This window comes from Streptomyces sp. NPDC056987 (assembly GCF_042673865.1).
In the GTDB taxonomy this organism is placed as follows: Bacteria; Actinomycetota; Actinomycetes; order Streptomycetales; family Streptomycetaceae; genus Streptomyces.
On record NZ_JBHURV010000003.1, the window covers coordinates 224,181 to 241,239 of the forward strand.

At 71.4% G+C, this 17,059-nt stretch carries 14 protein-coding genes; 5 read left to right on the forward strand and 9 right to left on the reverse strand.

Features of this window, described 5'->3' with window-relative positions; genetic code table 11:
• Positions 1-9: 9 nt before the first annotated feature.
• Together ACFTZC_RS05500 and ACFTZC_RS05505 are read left to right on the forward strand one after the other, a co-directional pair.
• Positions 10-1,290 (forward strand): exo-beta-N-acetylmuramidase NamZ domain-containing protein, encoded by a 1,281-nt coding sequence (locus ACFTZC_RS05500; protein WP_382887070.1) that lies wholly within the window; start codon positions 10-12, stop codon positions 1,288-1,290.
• Between the two features lie 157 nt (positions 1,291-1,447).
• On the forward strand, positions 1,448-2,767 hold the full coding sequence (locus ACFTZC_RS05505) for an MFS transporter (protein ID WP_382887269.1): 1,320 nt from the start codon (positions 1,448-1,450) through the stop codon (positions 2,765-2,767).
• A 122-nt stretch (positions 2,768-2,889) separates the two neighbouring features.
• On the opposite strand, the gene ACFTZC_RS05510 is transcribed toward ACFTZC_RS05505, so the two are convergent.
• Both ACFTZC_RS05510 and ACFTZC_RS05515 read right to left on the reverse strand, forming a co-directional pair.
• The gene (locus ACFTZC_RS05510; RefSeq protein ID WP_382887071.1) at positions 2,890-3,936 is read right to left on the reverse strand and encodes a sugar phosphate isomerase/epimerase family protein; all 1,047 of its coding nucleotides are present in this window, start codon (positions 3,934-3,936) and stop codon (positions 2,890-2,892) included.
• A 408-nt stretch (positions 3,937-4,344) separates the two neighbouring features.
• A complete protein-coding gene (locus tag ACFTZC_RS05515; protein ID WP_382887073.1) occupies positions 4,345-7,173 on the reverse strand; it encodes a penicillin acylase family protein in 2,829 nt (942 codons plus the stop codon).
• 251 nt (positions 7,174-7,424) lie between these two features.
• Between ACFTZC_RS05515 and ACFTZC_RS05520 the strand changes: the two genes are divergently transcribed.
• Complete coding sequence (locus ACFTZC_RS05520; RefSeq protein ID WP_382887075.1) at positions 7,425-8,036, forward strand: hypothetical protein; 612 nt, start codon at positions 7,425-7,427, stop codon at positions 8,034-8,036.
• Between the two features lie 99 nt (positions 8,037-8,135).
• Here the strand turns inward: ACFTZC_RS05520 and soxR are convergent, their stop codons facing one another.
• On the reverse strand, positions 8,136-8,642 hold the full coding sequence (gene soxR / locus ACFTZC_RS05525; protein ID WP_382887077.1) for a redox-sensitive transcriptional activator SoxR: 507 nt from the start codon (positions 8,640-8,642) through the stop codon (positions 8,136-8,138).
• Between the two features lie 137 nt (positions 8,643-8,779).
• On the opposite strand from soxR, the gene ACFTZC_RS05530 reads away from it, so the two are divergent.
• A complete protein-coding gene (locus ACFTZC_RS05530) occupies positions 8,780-9,241 on the forward strand; it encodes a MaoC family dehydratase (RefSeq protein WP_382887079.1) in 462 nt (153 codons plus the stop codon).
• Here ACFTZC_RS05530 and ACFTZC_RS05535 read toward each other — a convergent pair.
• The 6 genes from ACFTZC_RS05535 to ACFTZC_RS05560 form a co-directional block, all read right to left on the reverse strand.
• Positions 9,229-9,882 (reverse strand): TetR/AcrR family transcriptional regulator, encoded by a 654-nt coding sequence (locus tag ACFTZC_RS05535; protein WP_382887080.1) that lies wholly within the window; start codon positions 9,880-9,882, stop codon positions 9,229-9,231. The genes ACFTZC_RS05530 and ACFTZC_RS05535 overlap by 13 nt on opposite strands.
• Positions 9,883-9,951: 69 nt before the next feature.
• Complete coding sequence (locus tag ACFTZC_RS05540; RefSeq protein ID WP_382887082.1) at positions 9,952-10,239, reverse strand: YiaA/YiaB family inner membrane protein; 288 nt, start codon at positions 10,237-10,239, stop codon at positions 9,952-9,954.
• Between the two features lie 89 nt (positions 10,240-10,328).
• Entirely contained in the window at positions 10,329-11,726 is a 1,398-nt protein-coding gene (locus tag ACFTZC_RS05545) for an ABC transporter ATP-binding protein (RefSeq protein ID WP_382887084.1), read from the reverse strand.
• 75 nt (positions 11,727-11,801) lie between these two features.
• The gene (locus tag ACFTZC_RS05550; RefSeq protein ID WP_382887086.1) at positions 11,802-13,136 is read right to left on the reverse strand and encodes an MFS transporter; all 1,335 of its coding nucleotides are present in this window, start codon (positions 13,134-13,136) and stop codon (positions 11,802-11,804) included.
• Complete coding sequence (locus ACFTZC_RS05555; protein WP_382887088.1) at positions 13,136-14,656, reverse strand: CitMHS family transporter; 1,521 nt, start codon at positions 14,654-14,656, stop codon at positions 13,136-13,138. The genes ACFTZC_RS05550 and ACFTZC_RS05555 overlap by 1 nt, the downstream gene beginning before the upstream one ends.
• Before the next feature lie 152 nt (positions 14,657-14,808).
• On the reverse strand, positions 14,809-15,603 hold the full coding sequence (locus ACFTZC_RS05560; protein ID WP_382887090.1) for a TetR family transcriptional regulator: 795 nt from the start codon (positions 15,601-15,603) through the stop codon (positions 14,809-14,811).
• A 127-nt stretch (positions 15,604-15,730) separates the two neighbouring features.
• Between ACFTZC_RS05560 and hmgA the strand changes: the two genes are divergently transcribed.
• Positions 15,731-17,059 (forward strand): homogentisate 1,2-dioxygenase, encoded by a 1,329-nt coding sequence (gene hmgA / locus ACFTZC_RS05565; protein ID WP_382887091.1) that lies wholly within the window; start codon positions 15,731-15,733, stop codon positions 17,057-17,059.

Below are 17,059 nucleotides of genomic sequence, written 5' to 3' on the forward strand. Positions count from 1 at the left end.
GGTAGCGCGATGAGCCTGTCCAGACGGGGACTGCTGGCCGCCACGGGTGCGGTCGGCGCGGCCGGTGCCACGGGCGCTCTTCCGGACCCCGCCGCGGCGGGGTCCGGAAGAGACAGCGGGAGCGCGAGCGGCCGGAGCCGTACGCGCGTACGGACCGGCTTCGACCGGCTGGCCGCCGACGGCTACCGGCCGCTCGCCGGCCAGAAGGTCGGCGTCGTCACCAACCCGACCGGGATCACGGCGGACGCACGCCACATCGTCGACGTGATGCACGCGGACGACCGGGTGCGGCTGACCGCCGTCTTCGGACCGGAGCACGGCTTCCGGGGCACCGCGCAGGCGGGCGGCTCCGAGGGGCGGTACGACGACCCGGCGACCGGGCTGCCGGTCTACGACACGTACCTCAAGAGCGGGCAGCCGCTGGCGGACGTCTTCACCGCCTCCGGGGTCGACACCGTCGTCTTCGACATCCAGGACGCGGGCGCCCGCTTCTACACGTACATCTGGACGCTGTACGACTGCATGGAGGCGGCGGCGCTCGCGGGCAAGCGGTTCGTCGTACTGGACCGGCCCAACCCGGTCACCGGCCGCGCGGCCCTCGGCCCGGTCCTGCACCCGGAGTTCGCGACGTTCGTCGGGCGCCGGCCGATCGCGCAGGCGCACGGCATGACGGTCACCGAGCTGGCGCGGCTCTTCAACGGCGAGTTCCTGGAGCGGCCCGTACCGCTGGAGACCGTACGGATGTCGGGGTGGGCGAGGGACGACTTCTTCGACGCGACGGGGCTGCCGTGGGTGCCGCCGAGCCCCAACATGCCCACGCCCGACACGGCCCTGGTGTACGCGGGGACCTGCCTCTTCGAGGGCACGAACCTGTCGGAGGGGCGCGGCACCACACGCCCCTTCGAGCTGCTGGGCGCGGAGGGCGTCGACCGGAGCTGGGCCGAGGCGGCGAACGCGCTGGAGCTGCCGGGGGTGCGCTTCCGCGAGGCGTACTTCGCGCCGACGTTCTCCAAGTTCCAGGGGAAGACGGTCGGCGGTGTCCAGCTCCACGTCCACGACCGCGCGTCGTTCGATCCGGTACGCACCGGGATCGGGCTGCTGGTGACGGCGAAACGGTCATGGAGCGGGTTCACCTGGCGCCCCGACCACTGGATCGACAAGCTCACCGGGTCGGCGGCGGTCCGGACCATGATCGACGCGGGCGCGGAGCCGGACGAGGTGGCCGCCGCCTGGCGGGACGACCTGGCCGCGTTCCGTGCCGTGCGGCGGAGGTACCTGACCTACCGCTGAGGCCCGGCCGGCGCGCGCGGGCCACGTGGCCCCGTCCGGCCGACGACAATCCGGCCGATAACAGTTGGTGACCCGCCGGTATCCGAGCGTGCTCAACAGGCGGCGTTGACCGCGTCGTTCACCGGCCGTGAGAGTGCCTGTCGTGATCGACGAGACACTGTCCCCCACGTCCTCCTCCCCACCCGCGGAACCGGCCGCGGACTCGCCGGAGAGCCCGGAGAGTCCGCGCCGGGTGGCCGTCGCCAGCTTCATCGGCAACACCATCGAGCTCTACGACTTCTTCATCTACGGCATGGCGGCGGCGCTCGTCCTCGACGACGCCTTCTTCCCCAACCTCTCCCCCCTCAACGCCACACTCGCCTCCTTCTCCACGTACGCGGTCGCCTTTCTGGCCCGCCCGATCGGCTCAATCGTCTTCGGCCATTTCGGCGACCGGGTCGGCCGCAAGACGGTGCTGGTGGCCTCGCTGCTGCTGATGGGGCTCTCCACCGCGCTGGTGGGGCTGCTGCCCGGCTACGCCACCCTGGGGGTCTGGGCGCCCCTGCTGCTGGTCCTGCTCCGCTTCCTCCAGGGCATCGGGATCGGCGGGGAATGGGGCGGCGCCGTACTGCTCGCCGTGGAGCACGCGCCGCACGGCCGGCGCGGGATGTACGCGGCGTTCCCCCAACTCGGCCCGCCCGTCGGCTTCGCCGCCGCCACCGGCGTCTTCTGGCTGGTGTCCGCGACGCTCGACGAGGCGGCCTTCGCGAGCTGGGGCTGGCGCATTCCGTTCCTGCTGTCCTTCGCGCTGGTCGCGGTCGGGCTGGTGGTACGGCTGAAGATCAGCGAGACCCCGGTGTTCACCCGGGCCGTGGCCCGCCAGGAGGCGAGCCGGGCGCCCATGGTGGAGCTGCTGCGGCGCCACACCCGGGACCTGCTGCTCGGGGCGGGCGCGATGGCCGTCGTGTACGCCCTCTTCTACACGTCGATGACCTACAGCCTGTCGTACGCCACGACGACCCTGGGGGTGCCGCGCGACACCATGCTCGCCCTCTCCCTGATCACCTGCCTCTTCCTCGCGGCCGGCATCTGGCTCGCCGCCACCCGCTCCGACACGGCGGGCCGGCGCCGCCCGGCGCTCCTGGGCTGCGGACTCGCCGCGGTCTGGGGGCAGTTGCTGTTCCCGCTGCTCGACACGGGGCGGCCGGCGCTGATGGCGCTGGGCCTCGGGGTCGCCATGCTCTGCGTGGGCGTGGCCTCCGGGTCGATGGGCGCGTACCTGTCCGAGCTGTTCCCCGCCCGCGTCCGCTACTCGGGCGCGTCCCTCGCGTACAACCTGGGCGGTGTCCTCGGCGGCGCGGTCTCCCCGCTGGTCGTCCCGCGCCTCCAGCCCGCCTTCGGTTCGGCGTCGGTGGGCTGGTACGTCAGCGCGATGGCCGTGGTGTCGCTGCTGTGCGTACGGGCGCTGCCGGAGACGCGGGAGCGGGAGCTGGGCTGAGAGCCGAAAGCTGAAAGCTGAGAGTTGCGATCTGAGGCTGCGACCAGACCGGCCCCGGGTCCCGTAACCCCCCGGCGCTCGCAGCGGGTTACGGGACATCGGAGGACTCCTCCGGTGGCGCGTCAGTGCCGCTTGCGCCGGGGGATCTCCAGGTTGGCGAGGTACTTGCGGCCGGTCCAGGCCGTGTTGGCCGAGCCCGCGGGGTTGAGCGGGCGGGGCGAGTTCTCGTCGGCGGTCTCGTCGTTGCCCGCGTCGTCGTGCTCGACCAGGAAGTGGTGGTGGGCGGGGTTCTTCAGCGCCGAGAAGATCCTCGGATAGTCGACGTCGCCCTTGCCGGGGTCGGTGAAGAAGAACCGCTTTCCGGCATTGGCGGTGCCGGGCTGCGCCTCGCGGTTGCCGTTGGGGTCCCAGCGGATGTCCTTGACGTGGAAGAGCGGGAAGCGCTCCGGGTCGCGGCTGATGTACTCGTACGCGCTCTGGCCGGAGATCTCGATCCATCCGAGGTCCAGCTCGAACTTCACGTACCGCGGGTCGGTCTCCTCCAGCAGGATGTCGTACAGCGGCACGCCGTCGACCAGCGTGAACTCCACGTCGTGGTTGTGGAAGTAGAAGTAGTCGAAGCCGTTGCGGACGGCTTCCCGGCCCCACACGTTGAAGGCCGCGGCCATCCTCTTGTAGCCGTCGACCGTGCGCGGCGCGGTGTACGAGTGACCGGTGCCGACCGCCTTGAGCCCGAGCGCGTGCGCCTCCTCGTAGATGCGGGCGCGCTCCTTGGGGTCGTACCAGATGTTCTCGACCATGCCCCGGGGGCCGAAGTGGTTGCCCGCGACCTTGAGGCCGTGGGCGTCGGCCAGCTTGCGGAGCTGGGCCGGGGTGCGTCCGTCGTAGTCGCCGCCGATCTCGAACTCGGCGTAGCCGGCGTCGGCGAGCATCTCGAACGTACGGGACAGGTCGAGCTCGTTGTCGGCGAGCAGGTCGCGGACGGTGAAGAGCTGGATGCCGATGCGGTCGAGCGGGAGGTCGCCGCCCTTGCCGAAGCCGTAGTCCTCGTTCCGGCCGCCCTGGGGGTGACGGGCGGAGTCGGCCGCCGCGACGCCGGAGAACGGGCCGAGGGCGCCGGCCACCGCGGCTCCGCCGGCCGCGCCGAGGAGTCCCCGCCGGGAGGTCATCAGGGGACTGCGCGCCGCCGGGGATCCCGGGGGCATCTGAGGCGCGTGGGAGGTCTGAGAGATCTGAGTGCCCTGGGGGATCTGAGGGCTCTGGGGGATCTGGGGATTCGTGTGTCTGCCGTTCATGTCAGTGTCCTCCTTGCCCAGGGGGCATCGCGATGCCCGGCTCGCCTGGGCCCGTGCTCGGTGCCAGGGGGTGTGCTGAATGTCCGGCTGGAGCCTAAGTCTCGCCGGCGCCAAGGGAAAGACTCAGTTCGACAGAACTTTTATCGTTATCGACAGAACTTTGTCTTCACCTGAGCAGTTTGGCGGCGATCGTGAGCAGGTCCGGGGGCCCGCACGGCCGTGGGCCGGACCCGATACCGGGTCCGGCCCACGGATCACTCCGAGCGGTAGGTGTCCCCGCCCTCAGCGGTGCGAGGGGAACTCCACCACCTGCTGGTACGTCGGCCTGTTCTGCCAGTTGACCTTCGGGTGGGTGATCCCGCCGAGTGCCCGGTGGATGATCGTGTCCGTGCACCACTGGTCGCCCGCCGAGCAGTTGTCGTCCCCGGGGTAGACCGTGTTCGCCGGGACAGCCGCCGCCGTCTTCAGGGTCGTCAGCAGGACGTCACGGCAGGCGGTGAGTGAGCCGCCGCCGCAGTAGGTCTTCGGCGAGGCGCTCTGGACCGGCTCGCCGAGGACCTGCCTGAGGTCCTTGTCGACATAGCCCCACCAGCCGTACTGGAACGACGAACCGCTGTGCGCGCCGGTCGGGCCGTGGCTGGAGGCCGGGGACTCGTCGATCGGCAGCGAGGCCGTGAGCGCGGTGTAGAGACCGTCGCCGAGGCCGGGCTTGAACTGCCCCTCCACCAGCCGCGGCCACCACGCGTCCATGGTGCGGACCGCCGCCGCATTGGCGTACGTGTGCGAGCCCCGCGCGGTCTCCTTGCGGAGCGCGCCGGCCGCCTGCCAGGTCTCCAGCTGCTGGACGACCGTGTTCAGCGCGGAGTCGGTGACGGGCGCCGAGCGGATCACCTTCAGCAGTCCGGGCAGGACCTGTTCGCCCCTGAGGTCCGCCAGGGCCGCGTTCGCCATCGCGCGGGTGAGCGAGGCGCGGGTGACGCCGCCCGCCCGGACCAGTTTCTTCACCCGGTCGTCGAGCAGATCGCCCCGGTGCACGGCGCCGTAGCCGAATCCGGCCGCGTCGTAGTCCTTGGCCTGCCGGTTGTTCCAGGAGATGTAGTAGTCCTGCCCGACCGACTGCGGATGCTGGGCGAAGGGGGTGTACGCGGACTCGTTGTACACCGGGTCGAAGCCCTGCCACTCGTACGCCCGCTCCGCCTTCACCGGCAGCGACGCGTCCACGCCGGTCGCCCGCACCGGGTTGAGGCCGCTGTTGTAGTAGGCGGCGGTGCGCGCGTCCGCGTAGAACCAGTTGAAGGCGTAGCCGACCTTGTGCGCGGCCTGCTGGAAGGCCGCCGCGCCCGTCATGAACGCCGGGTCGTTGAACATCTGGAAGCCGATGATCGAATCGGCCTCGTGGCGGTACGTGGTGCGCAGCGAGGTGTACGCGACGGGCTTGCCGCCGACCGTCGCGCGGTGCGTGACCATCCCGTACTTGGTGCGCCAGACCTGGAGCCGGTACGAGCCCTCGGCGGTGGAGTCGGCGGTGGTGGGCTTCCAGGCGTTCCTGCGCTCCATCTTCTCCATCGGGGTGCAGACGGAGCGGAAGAGGTACGAGGTGGACGCCTTGGTCGGGGCCGAGCCGTTCGGCTCGCAGAGCTCGACCGCGTAGGTGTCGGTGATGTCCTGCTGCGAGGAGGTCGCGCTCCACGCGTAGTCAGGGCCGCGCCCCATCTGCACGTACATGCCGACGCCCGCGAAGGAGACGCCCCGGGCGCTGATGCCGGGACCCTGGAGTTCCTGGAGCATCATCAGCTGTGGCGCGAAGTAGCCGGTCTGCGGGCCGAAGACCGCGACCGGGTTCCCGCTCTTCGTGTGCGCGCCGGAGACCAGCAGGGCGTTGGACATGCCGCGCTTGGCGGAGAGAGATCCGGCCGGGACGACGCCGTCGTCGAAGATGCCCTGGAGCGGCTTGAGTTCCTCGGGGGTGTCGACGGGAGCCGTGGCGTAGGTGACGGCCGAGCCGGTCCTGTCGTACACGAGGGGTTCGGCGGTGACGGAGCCCGTGTCGGGCAGGGCGGTGCCGCGCGGCTGGTCGGGCTTCTGGGCGTACGGGAAGCTGGTGCCGTCGTGGACGGTGAGGACGGCCTCGGGGTCGTTGCGCTGCCGGAAGGACTCCCAGACGGCCGTGCCCTCGGCCACGCCGTACTTCTGCTGGGCCGCGAGGAGGGAGAGCGCGGCCTGCACCTCGCCACCGCCTCCGCCGCCGAACTGGCCGCCGACGACCGAGGCGATGGAGATCAGGTCGGTGAGCTTGAAGGGCTGGATCTCCCCGACGTTGGTGATCGAGTCGATCTTCCCGGTGAGGACGTACTCACCGGGGAAGTAGCGGCCGTCCTTGGCCTTCTGGCGGTAGGCGTTGATGCCGTCGACATACGCCTGCGCGTCCGCCATGGCCTGCTCGCCGCGCGCGCCCTCGGTGGCCCGGATCCGCTCGATCTGGGCCTCGTACTCGGCCTCCGTGTACGGGGCCGCCGGCCAGAACTGCTGTTCAAGACCCTGGTTGGCGAGGGCGCCGCCGGCGAAGGAGGTCAGCTCGCCGCGGCCGATGTGGCGGAAGAGGTCCATCATCCAGAGCCGGTCCTGGCCCGCGGCGTAGCCGGCGCCGAACTCGGTGCCGTAGCGGGTGGTGCCCTTGATGTGCGGGACGCCGGTCTTCTTGTCGCGGGTGATGGTGACGTCGGAGCGGGGCGAGGTGACGGACTCGACCTGGTCGGACGGTACGCCGAAGGAGGCGTCGTTGAAGAAGTCGGTGACCTTGGCGTCGGTGAGACCGTCCTGTCCGGCCACCAGGGAGTCGTAGCGGCTCAGCTGGTCGGAGGCGTGGGCGGGGAACGTCCCGAACAGCCGGTTGCCGAGGATGTCGGCGAGGGTGGCGTTGCCGTTCTGGCCGGGCGGCAGGATGTCGGCGCACTGGCCCTGGCAGTAGTCGGGGTCGGCGGCGGCGGTCTGTGCGGGCGGTGCGGCGGGGGCGGCGGCCTGCGCATGGGGGGTCAGCAGGGCCGCGCCCAGCGCGAACACCGCGGCGGCGGTGAGGGTGGCGCGGTGGGGTCTTCCGGTGCGTCGTCGCATGGAGTGCTCCTCGGGGAGGCCGGTGCGCCGGAGGTTACCGGCGGTATGACTCGCCGGTAAGATGAACATCAGTCACCTTTTCCGGATCCCCACACCCGAACTCCGCACGGTTCCTGTGAATCGGGTTCGAAAACTGCTCGATATGAACCGGAATGCCAGGATCCATGGCTGCCATCTGTTTTTTGATGGAGCCGAACGGGGCAGGCGTACGTCCATTCCTCAACGCCGAACAGCGACGGAGGTGGCAGGCGATGGCCGGATTCCGGAGTCTCGCGAGACAGGTGCGCGATCCGCGGTGCGACCTGGCCTTGCGACGGTATTCCCTGCGCAAGTGCCTGGAGCGGTTCGCTCCTTACGGACACCGGGCTACCTGGGACCATCTGTGCGCGAGGCACAGCATGGAGCCGGAGGACAGGGCGCCCGACCCGGCGCGGCTGACGGCCGCGCTGGAAGAACTGGAAGAGGCGCGGGCCGTCTGGCTCGCGTACGAGTGGGAGTTCGCCGAGCGGCGCAGGCGCGAGAAGCACGACGGGCTGAGGCAGCCCGGGAGTTGCGACGACTGGCACCGGCGGGCCTGGGGAGGCAACGGCGTCGCGCGGTGCGACGATCCGGCGGTCCATCCGTCGGAGTCGCTCGCCGAGGTGCTGCGCCGGCTGGTCTCGGGGCTGAAGAGCGGCCCCGGCGCCACCTGTCCCGTCTGCGCGGAGCGCGGGTTCGTCTGGCGGCCCGACCTGTCGGGCGAGCCGTGGTCGGGACCGGTCTGCACGGGCTGCGGCATCGTCGTACCGCCGCCCCTCCTCACGTCCGAGGCGCTGGCCCGGGCGAAGCGGATGCGGATGAAGGATCTGGCGTCGGTGGCGTAGGACCTGTGGGGGCGAGTCCGCAAGACGGCACGCCCCCACGGAGTCAGGGCCGGGGCCCGGGCCGGGGCGGCACGCTCAGGGCGCCCGGAGCGCCCGGGATCAACGCGGGCCCGGGGCAGGGTCCTTCGCGGACCGCCGCTCCTCGGGAGCACGGCGCTCCGGCAGCAGGCGCGAACCCGTCAGGCGGTCGCCGAAGATGTCGTCGGGGTTGGACAGGACACAGGTCTCCAGGGAGAGACAGCCGCAGCCGATACAGTCCGTGAGATGGTCGCGCAGCCGGCCGAGCTGCTTGATGCGCTCGTCCAGCTCCGCGCGCCACGCCTCCGACAGCCTGGCCCAGTCGTCCCGCGTCGGCGTGCGCTCCTCGGGGAGTTCCGCCAGGGCGTTCCTGATCGTCGCCAGCGGGATGCCGACCCGCTGCGCCGCCCGCACGAAGGCCACCCGGCGCAGTGCGTCACGGGAGTAGCGGCGCTGGTTGCCACTGGTCCTGCGGCTGGAGATCAGCCCTTTGGACTCGTAGAAGTGCAGGGCCGAGACGGCGGCGCCGCTGCGCGCCGACAACTGTCCGACCGTGAGTTCACTGATGGTCTCCGGAATCTGTGGCACCCCCCGGAGCCTACTGCGCCTACTGCCCTCGTTGACATCCGGGCGATCGCGCAACATGCTCAAGCTGAGCAAGCGCTTGGACAGGTGCGGGCGGACAGACGGATACGGGCGGACAACGGAGAGGCGGCACCAGGGACATGACCGAGCCGAGGATCTTCACCTCAGCCGAGGAGCTGCGCGCCGGGATCGGCGAGCAGCTGGGACACAGCGAGTGGCTGGAGGTCGACCAGAAACGGATCGACCTCTTCGCCGAGGCCACCGGCGATCACCAGTGGATCCACGTGGACCCGGAGCGCGCCGCGCGGGGCCCGTTCGGGACGACGATCGCGCACGGCTATCTGACGCTGTCGCTGCTGCCCGCGCTGGTACCGGAGGTCGTGCGCGTCGAGAACGTGAAGATGGGCATCAACTACGGCACGAACAAGGTCCGTTTCCCCTCCCCCGTGCCGGTCGGCTCGCGGCTGCGCGCGACCGCCGTCCTGAAGGACGTCACGGAGGCGGGCGGCGGCGTCCAGATCACCACCCTCGTCACGATCGAGCGCGAGGGCGGCGACAAGCCGGCCTGCGTGGCGGAGTCGGTGTCGCGCTACTTCTTCTGACCGGCGGAGCCTTCGGTCCCCGGCGCGGCCACCATGCGCAGGACGAGATCGGCGTAGAGCGCGCCGACCTCGTCGGGCGTGCGGGGGCCCGCCGCGTTGAACCAGCGCGCCACGTCGATGCAGAGGGAGAGCACCGCGAGCGTCGTCCCCGGCACGTCGGGGACGTCGAACTCCCCGTCCCGTACGCCGTCGACGAGGATCCGGCGGATCGCCGCGCTGCAGCCGCGCCGCAGCTCGACGATCTCCGCGCGGTGCCCGGCGCCGAGCGCGTCCAGTTCGTACTGGACGACCCGCGCCGTGGTGTGCCGCTCCGCGTGCCAGCGGACGAAGCCGCGCACGGCGTCGGAGAGCCGCTCCGCCGCCGTGCCCCCGCCGTCCGCGGCCGTTGTCAGCAGCGCCAGGGCGCTGCCGTGGCCGATCCGGCTGATGCGGTGGAGCAGCTCTTCCTTCGTCTTGTAGTGGATGTAGAGCGCCGCCGGGCTCATCCCCGCGCGTCCCGCGATGTCCCGGGTGGTGGTCGCGTGGTAGCCGCGCTCGGCGAACGCCTCGACGGCGGCGACCAGCAGCTTTCTGGCCGCCTCCGGGGTGACCTCACCCCACGGCGTGTGCTCGCCGTCGGCCGCCTGCTCCGCCGTGCGCATCGCGCGCCCCTTCCGTTCGGTCGTCCATTCGACAGGGACGCACACCATACCCCGGCAGTGAGCAAGCGCTTAGAGCTTCTGGAAAGGGTCGTGCTCGGCCAGGATCTTCTCCAGCCTGGCCTGGTCCACCCGGCTGGTGATCTGCCCGGCCTCCTGGCGGTCCCTGATCACCTTGGCGAGGGTGAACGCCGAGGTCGTGAGGTAGAGGACGGCGATACCGAGGAACCCCCGCACCCAGGCGTCGGCGTCGAGCCTGACGATGCCGACGGTCATCGCCACGAGGGCGAGCCCGAAGGAGGCGACGGCCTGCGCGTAGTAGGCCGGGCTGATCTGCTGCTTGACGGGTGTGTCGGTCATGCGGGACAGCTTCCGCCGCTGTGGCGGGCGCCACATCCGTACGCGTACTCAGGGCGTACTCAGAGCCGCCCCCGCCGGGCCGGAACGCGTCAGGCGTCGAGCCCCGGCTGGTCCCTCGGTGCGGGGCAGATCCGCCGGCCGAAGTCGTCGAAGACGTAGAGGTGGGCCAGATCGACCAGGAGCGGCACCTGCGCGCCCGTCCGCAGCCGCATGTCGGGGCCGGTGCGGACCACCAGGTCGCTCGCGGCGATGACGGCGCGTTCGGGGCTGCGGGCGGCGGGCTCCTGGCGCGTCGGCGGCTCGTCGACGGCCACACCGGGAGCGGAGCCGTTGCCACCCGAGCCGTTGCCGCCGGGGCCGTCGCCGCCCGGGGCGGAGCCGTTGCGCGCGGCCGGCCGGCCGCGCAGCCGGTCCAGGAGACCGGGGCCGTTCTTGCGGCGGCGTACGGCGGACTTCGGGCGGGGCGATTCGAGATCGGCCACCACCGCGGGCCGGGAGCCGATGTTCAGATGGACGAGCGCCTCGTGTCCCTGGTACTCCATGTGCTCGACGATGCCGCTCAGCGCCACCTCCCCCGAACGGGCCTGGCTGGGCGGGGCGATCCTGGCCGCCTCCGAGCGCAGGCCGACGATGATCTGCCGGCCCTGCTGGATCCGGAGCAACTGGTGGTCGGAGCTGAGGGGTTCGGGCAGCCGCAGCCGCTGGCGGCCGAGGTCGATCGACATCCGGCCGTCGAGCGGCGCGTGGACGACGGCCTGGAGCAGGTTGATGCGCGGGGTGCCGATGAACGCGGCGACGAACACGTTCTCCGGCAGGGCGTAGACCTCGCGCGGCGCGCTGACCTGCTGGAGGACCCCACCGCGCATCACCGCGACCCGGTCGCCCAGGGACATCGCCTCCGCCTGGTCGTGCGTCACATAGATGGTCGTGACGCCGAGTTCGGCGGTGAGATGGGCGATCTCGGCGCGCAGATGGCTGCGGAGCTTGGCGTCGAGGTTGGAGAGCGGTTCGTCCATCAGGAAGGCCGAGGGGCGCCGGGAGATGGCGCGTCCCATCGCGACGCGCTGGCGCTCGCCGCCGGAGAGCTGGTTCGGGTAGCGGTCGAGGACGCTCTCGATGCCGAGCATCCTCGCGGTGGCCTCGACGCGCTCGGTGCGGTCCTCGCGCGGATTCTCCAGCTTGAGCGGGAAACCGATGTTCTCGCGGTTGGTCATGGACGGATAGAGCGCGAAGTTCTGGAACACCATGGCCATTCCGCGTTCCCGCGGCGGCATGTTGTTGGCATATTCACCGTCGAGGAAAAGATCTCCCTCGGTGATGTCCTCCAGACCCGCGATCATGCGGAGTACGGTCGATTTCCCGCACCCCGACGGGCCGAGGAGCACCAGGAATTCACCGGGTGCGATATCGAGCGAGAACCGGTCGACCGCGCGGGCCGACCGTCCGTATGCCTTGCTGACGCTGTGCAGGGATATGGCGCGAGTCATGAATGGTTCCGCCCGGAAGAGGAAGATGGAGCGGGTGCGAGGGTGGAGCGGCCGCGGACGCCTGAAGTTAGCCGACTACGCGCGGTCAGGGAATGATTCGCGCGAAGGTTCCACGCCGCTCGCACTCTCCCTGCCCGTACTCCCGCTCGCGCCCCCGCTCGCGCCCGTACTTCCGCTCACGCGCCCGCGCTTGCCGCCGCCCGCGCTCCCGTCGGGTGTCGCGCCCGGCTTCCGGGGCCCGAGGGCCGCCGCGCCCACCAGCAGCGCGCCGAGCATCAGGAACGGCGCGCCCGTGCCCGCGACGCCCGCGACCAGACCGGCGGAGGCCGGAGCGGCGACCTGCCCGAGGCGGTTGCCGGTGAGGCGCAGCGCGAGCGCGGTGGAGCGCGCCCCGTCGGGGGCGGCCCGCACGACGGTCGTCATCGACAGCGGCTGGCCCACACCGAGGCAGAAGCCGAGCGCGGCGAGCATCAGCGCGAGCCCCCAGACCGGTACGGGCAGGGCGATGCCCGCGCACAGCAGCCCGCCGAGCAGACAGGTGGCGGTGAGCAGGACCGTACGGCCGACCAGGCGGAGCATCGGGGTCATCACCAGACGGCAGGCGATGGTGGCGGCGGCCCGCAGGCTGAGCAGGGCGCCGATCACGGCGGGGGCGATGCCCCGTTCCTCGCCGACGACCGGCAGATAGGCGGTGAGGATGTCGGTGGTGGAGAGCACGGCCAGGCTGATGAGGATCCCGGCGGGCACGCCCCGGGTACGCAGGATGCGGTGGACGGGGACCCGTCCCGCGCTACGGTCCCGGGCGGCGACGGGGGTACGGGGCTCGACGCGCCACAGCGCGGTGAAGGAGACCGCGGCGACGGTGGCGGCGACGAGCAGGGCGAGCGCGCTCGTACGGGCCATCGCGCCGCCCTGGCCGGAGACGACCAGCCCGGCCGCGGCGGGGCCCGCGAGCTGGCCGAGCGAGGCGCCGATGGTGAAGTGGCCGAAGTTGCGGTCCTGTTCGGCGGGTGCGCTGCGGCGGGCCACGATCGACTGGGCGCCGATGACGAAGCAGAGGTGGCCGAGTCCCATCACCCCGCTCCAGGCGGCGAGTTCGACGAGGGAGCCGGCGAGGCCGCTGAGGGCGCAGCCCGCGGAGATGAGGACGACGCCCGTGACGAGCAGGGGGACACAGCGTCCGTGGTCGGTCCTGCGGCCGAGCGGTACGGCCGCGAAGAGCGGCAACAGCGCGTACACGGCGGTGATCACGCCGATGGCCCGCTCGTCGGCGCCGACCGAGAGCGCCCGGTAGGAGACCGCCGGCCGCGCCATCGACACCGCGCCCTGGGCGAACCCGAAGGCGATGACGAGGCGCAGGAGCCAGCTTCTCCCACCGGGCGGCACATCGTGTCCTGGGGTTTCGTTCATCAGATAATGCCGAAGAGTACCCCGGCCGCGAGGACGACGAGCGCGGTGAGCGCGGCCCATTTGACGGTGAAGCGGGTGTGGTCGCCGAACTCGACCTTCGCCATGCCGACGAGGACGTAGACGGCGGGGACCAGCGGGGACGACATGTGGAGCGGCTGGCCGACGAGGGAGGCGCGGGCGATCTCCAGCGGGGAGACACCGTGCGCGGCGCCGGCCTCGGCGAGGACGGGCAGGACGCCGAAGTAGAAGCCGTCGTTGGACATGAAGTACGTGAGCGGCACGCTCAGCAGACCGGTGACGATCGCCATGTGCGGGCCCATGCCCTCCGGGATGGCGCCCACGAGCCAGTCGGCCATGTGCTGGACCATTCCGGTGCCGGTGAGGACCCCCGTGAAGACGGCGGCGGCGAAGACCATGCCCGAGACGTTGAGGACGTTGTCGGCGTGGGCGGCGATACGGGCCTTCTGCTCGGCCATGTTGGGGTAGTTGACGGTGAGGGCGAGGGCCGCGCCGAGGAGGAAGAGCACCGGGATCGGCATCAGTTCCATGATCATGGCGGTGAGGAGCGCGACGGTCAGCCCGGCGTTGAACCAGTAGAGGCGGGGGCGCAGGGTGGGGCGGTTGGGGTCGAGCCCCTGGAAGCCCTCGTCGTCGGCGTCGTCGGCGGCGTCGTCATGGGCGGAGTCGCCCGCGTGGCCCGCGTGTCCGGGGCCGTCCGCCGTGGCGGTCGCCGTACCGGCACCGGAGCCGCCGGTGCCCGCACCGGCGCCGTTGCCCTTGCCGCCACCGGTCTTCACGAGAAGCTGCTCGATCTTCGTCGTGGACGATCCGGACGCCCCGGACGCTCCCGACTCCGTCTCGGTGACCGTGTCCGTGTCCGTCTTCAGCGCCTCGTCCAGCGTCAGCACGCCGAGCCGCTTGCGCTCCCGGAGGCCGAGCACGTACGCGAGGATCAGCACGCAGAGCAGTCCGACGGCGAGCGCCGGGATCATCGGGACGAACACCTCGCCCGCGTCCACCTTGAGCGCGGTGGCGGCCCGGGCGGTCGGGCCGCCCCACGGCAGGGTGTTCATCACACCGTTGGCGGTGGCGGCGACGCCGGTCATGACGACCCGGCTCATCCCGAGCCGCTTGTACAGCGGGTACATCGCGGAGACGGTGATCATGAAGGTGGTGGAGCCGTCGCCGTCCAGCGAGACGATCGAGGCGAGCACCGCGGTACCGACCACGATCCGCATCGGGTCCGCCTTGCAGAAGCGCAGGATGCCCCGGACGATCGGGTCGAAGAGTCCGACATCGATCATCACACCGAAGTAGACGATGGCGAACATCAGCATCGCGGCGGTGGGCGCGAGGTCGCCGACGCCCTTGATGACGTAGTCGCCCAACTGCGCGCCCTGTCCGACAAGGACGCAGAAGAGTGCTGGTATGAGCACCAGTGCCGCGATCGGCGACATCTTCTTCATCATGATCAGCACCAGGAAGGTGGCGATCATGACGAAGCCGAGGATGGTCAGCATGGGAAAGGCCCCTCACGTTCACCTTTGAACTGCCGCCGGGGGCGGCGGTGCGGATGACGTTAAGGCGGTGTTCCACGCGTTAACAAGATGTTGACATGCGAGCAATACGAGCAAAACCCCAGGTCACAGCGGTACGGGCGCGGGTCGGCGGGTCAGTCGAGCGACTTCGCGAGATAGCCGCGCAGCAGTTCCCGGGTCTCCGCGACGATCCCCGGCTCACCCGCGGCGTCCGTGCGGAAGGCGAGCTGGAGGAGCGCGTCGGTGGCCTCGACGGCGACCAGCACCGTACGGTGCAGCGCCGCGTCCGGGGTCCGGCCGAGGTGTCCGGCGAGCAGTCCGGTGAGGCGGCGCGCGACACGGTGGTTGGGATCGTCGTCCGGGGCCGAATCCGGGGCGGAGTCCCGGGCGGGCGCTCGGCGGCCGACTCCGAGCGGGAGCTGGGCCCCGAAGTCGACGAGGGAGAAGCCGGGCACGGTGCGCTTCATGGCCAGGTACTCGTCCAGCAGCGCGTCGACCGCGCCGCGCCAGTCCCGCGCGTCGAGCCGGGCGAGCCGGTCGGTGACCCGCGCGGCGTAGCGGTCCAGGTTCCGGACGGCGAGGGCGTCCGCCATGGCGCGCTTGTTGCCGAAGAAGCGGTAGACGGAGCCGATGGGGACGCCCGCGCGGGCGGCGACGGCGCGGGTGGTGAGCTGTTCGTACCCCGTCTCGTCGAGGAGTACGGCGCAGGCGTCGAGGATCCGGGCGAGCCGTTCCGTGCTGCGGCGCTGGACGGGGACCCTGCGCAGGGGCTGTGCGGAGCTCCGCCGCGGCGGAGCGGCGGGCGGCGCGACTCCCGGGCCGCTCGGGGCACCCGGAACGTTCGGAGCACCCGGAGCACCCGGGGCGCTCGCTAAGGCGGAGGGGGCGGCGGACTGTTCGTTCGTACGGTCGTGTGACACGGGGTCCATGATGCCGCGCGGCCCCGTTGACGTGCCGGGCGCTCAATCCTACGGTTGTCCATAGGATTGGACCGGAGCCCCACCAGGGCCCGGTCCCGCCGGACCGACGGGAACCCCCTCGACCAGGGAGCGGACGATGAGCGGCATCGAACAGGCACGGAAGGCGGCCACGGACCTCGGCCACTCCCCCGGCTTCGGCAACGAGCACAGCTCGGAGGCGGTGCCCGGCGCGCTGCCGCACGGCCGCAACTCACCGCAGCGCGCGCCGCTCGGGCTCTACGCGGAGCAGCTCAGCGGCAGCGCCTTCACCGAGCCCCGGAGCCACAACCGCCGCTCGTGGCTGTACCGCATCCGCCCCTCGGCGGCGCACCCGCCGTTCGCACGGATCGACAACGGCGCGGTGCGCGGCGCCCCGTTCACCGAGTCCGTCCCCGACCCCAACCGGCTGCGCTGGAACCCGCTGCCGGAGCCGCCGCCAGGCACCGACTTCCTGGCCGGCCTCTGGACGCTGGGCGGCAACGGGGACGCGGGGCAGCGCTCGGGCATGGCGGTGCACCTCTACCACGCCAACGCGCCCATGACGGACCGGGTGTTCAGCGACGCGGACGGCGAACTGCTGATCGTCCCCGAGCGCGGCGGGCTGCTGATCCGTACGGAGCTGGGCCTGCTCGCCGCCCGCCCCGGCGAGGTGGCGCTGATCCCGCGCGGGGTGCGGTTCCGGGTCGAGCCGCTGGACGACACGGTGCGCGGGTACGTCTGCGAGAACTACGGGCGGCCGTTCGTCCTGCCCGACCTCGGCCCGATCGGGGCCAACGGCCTGGCCAACGCCCGGGACTTCCACGCACCCGTCGCCGCGTACGAGGACATCGAGCGGCCGACGCAGGTGATCAGCAAGTACTGCGGCAACCTGTGGTCCGCCACCTACGGCCACTCGCCGCTCGATGTCGTCGCCTGGCACGGCAGCCATGTGCCGTACGTCTACGACCTGCGGCGCTTCAACGTGATGGGCTCCATCAGCTACGACCACCCCGACCCCTCGATCTTCACCGTGCTGACCTCGCCGTCCGACACCCCGGGGCTCGCGGGCGTCGACTTCGTGGTCTTCGCGCCGCGCTGGCTGGTCGGGGAGGACACGTTCCGGCCGCCGTACTTCCACCGCAACGTGATGAGCGAGTACATGGGCCTGATCCAGGGCGCGTACGACGCGAAGACCGCGGGCGAGGGCGGGTTCGTGCCGGGCGGCGGCTCGCTGCACAACATGATGTCGGCGCACGGCCCGGACCGGGAGACCTTCGACCGGGCGAGCGCCGCCGAGCTGCGGCCGCAGAAGATCGACGAAGCGCTGGCGTTCATGTTCGAGACGCGCTGGCCGGTGACCCTGGCCGGCCAGGCGGCGCGGGCCGCGCATCTCCAGCCGGGTTACGACGAGGTGTGGCAGGGTCTTGAACGCCACTTCAGGCCCTGA

Bases quoted from the DNA above. Each gene is read 5' to 3' on its own strand.
- ACFTZC_RS05535 (WP_382887080.1), bottom strand. From the start codon at position 9,882: ATGCGCACGGCGGAGCAGGCGGCCGACGGCGAGCACACGCCGTGGGGT.
- ACFTZC_RS05550 (WP_382887086.1), bottom strand. From the start codon at position 13,136: ATGAACGAAACCCCAGGACACGATGTGCCGCCCGGTGGGAGAAGCTGG.
- ACFTZC_RS05530 (WP_382887079.1), top strand. From the start codon at position 8,780: ATGACCGAGCCGAGGATCTTCACCTCAGCCGAGGAGCTGCGCGCCGGG.
- ACFTZC_RS05515 (WP_382887073.1), bottom strand. From the start codon at position 7,173: ATGCGACGACGCACCGGAAGACCCCACCGCGCCACCCTCACCGCCGCC.
- ACFTZC_RS05555 (WP_382887088.1), bottom strand. From the start codon at position 14,656: ATGCTGACCATCCTCGGCTTCGTCATGATCGCCACCTTCCTGGTGCTG.
- ACFTZC_RS05540 (WP_382887082.1), bottom strand. From the start codon at position 10,239: ATGACCGACACACCCGTCAAGCAGCAGATCAGCCCGGCCTACTACGCG.
- ACFTZC_RS05500 (WP_382887070.1), top strand. From the start codon at position 10: ATGAGCCTGTCCAGACGGGGACTGCTGGCCGCCACGGGTGCGGTCGGC.
- ACFTZC_RS05560 (WP_382887090.1), bottom strand. From the start codon at position 15,603: ATGGACCCCGTGTCACACGACCGTACGAACGAACAGTCCGCCGCCCCC.
- ACFTZC_RS05510 (WP_382887071.1), bottom strand. From the start codon at position 3,936: ATGACCTCCCGGCGGGGACTCCTCGGCGCGGCCGGCGGAGCCGCGGTG.
- hmgA (WP_382887091.1), top strand. From the start codon at position 15,731: ATGAGCGGCATCGAACAGGCACGGAAGGCGGCCACGGACCTCGGCCAC.
- ACFTZC_RS05520 (WP_382887075.1), top strand. From the start codon at position 7,425: ATGGCCGGATTCCGGAGTCTCGCGAGACAGGTGCGCGATCCGCGGTGC.
- ACFTZC_RS05545 (WP_382887084.1), bottom strand. From the start codon at position 11,726: ATGACTCGCGCCATATCCCTGCACAGCGTCAGCAAGGCATACGGACGG.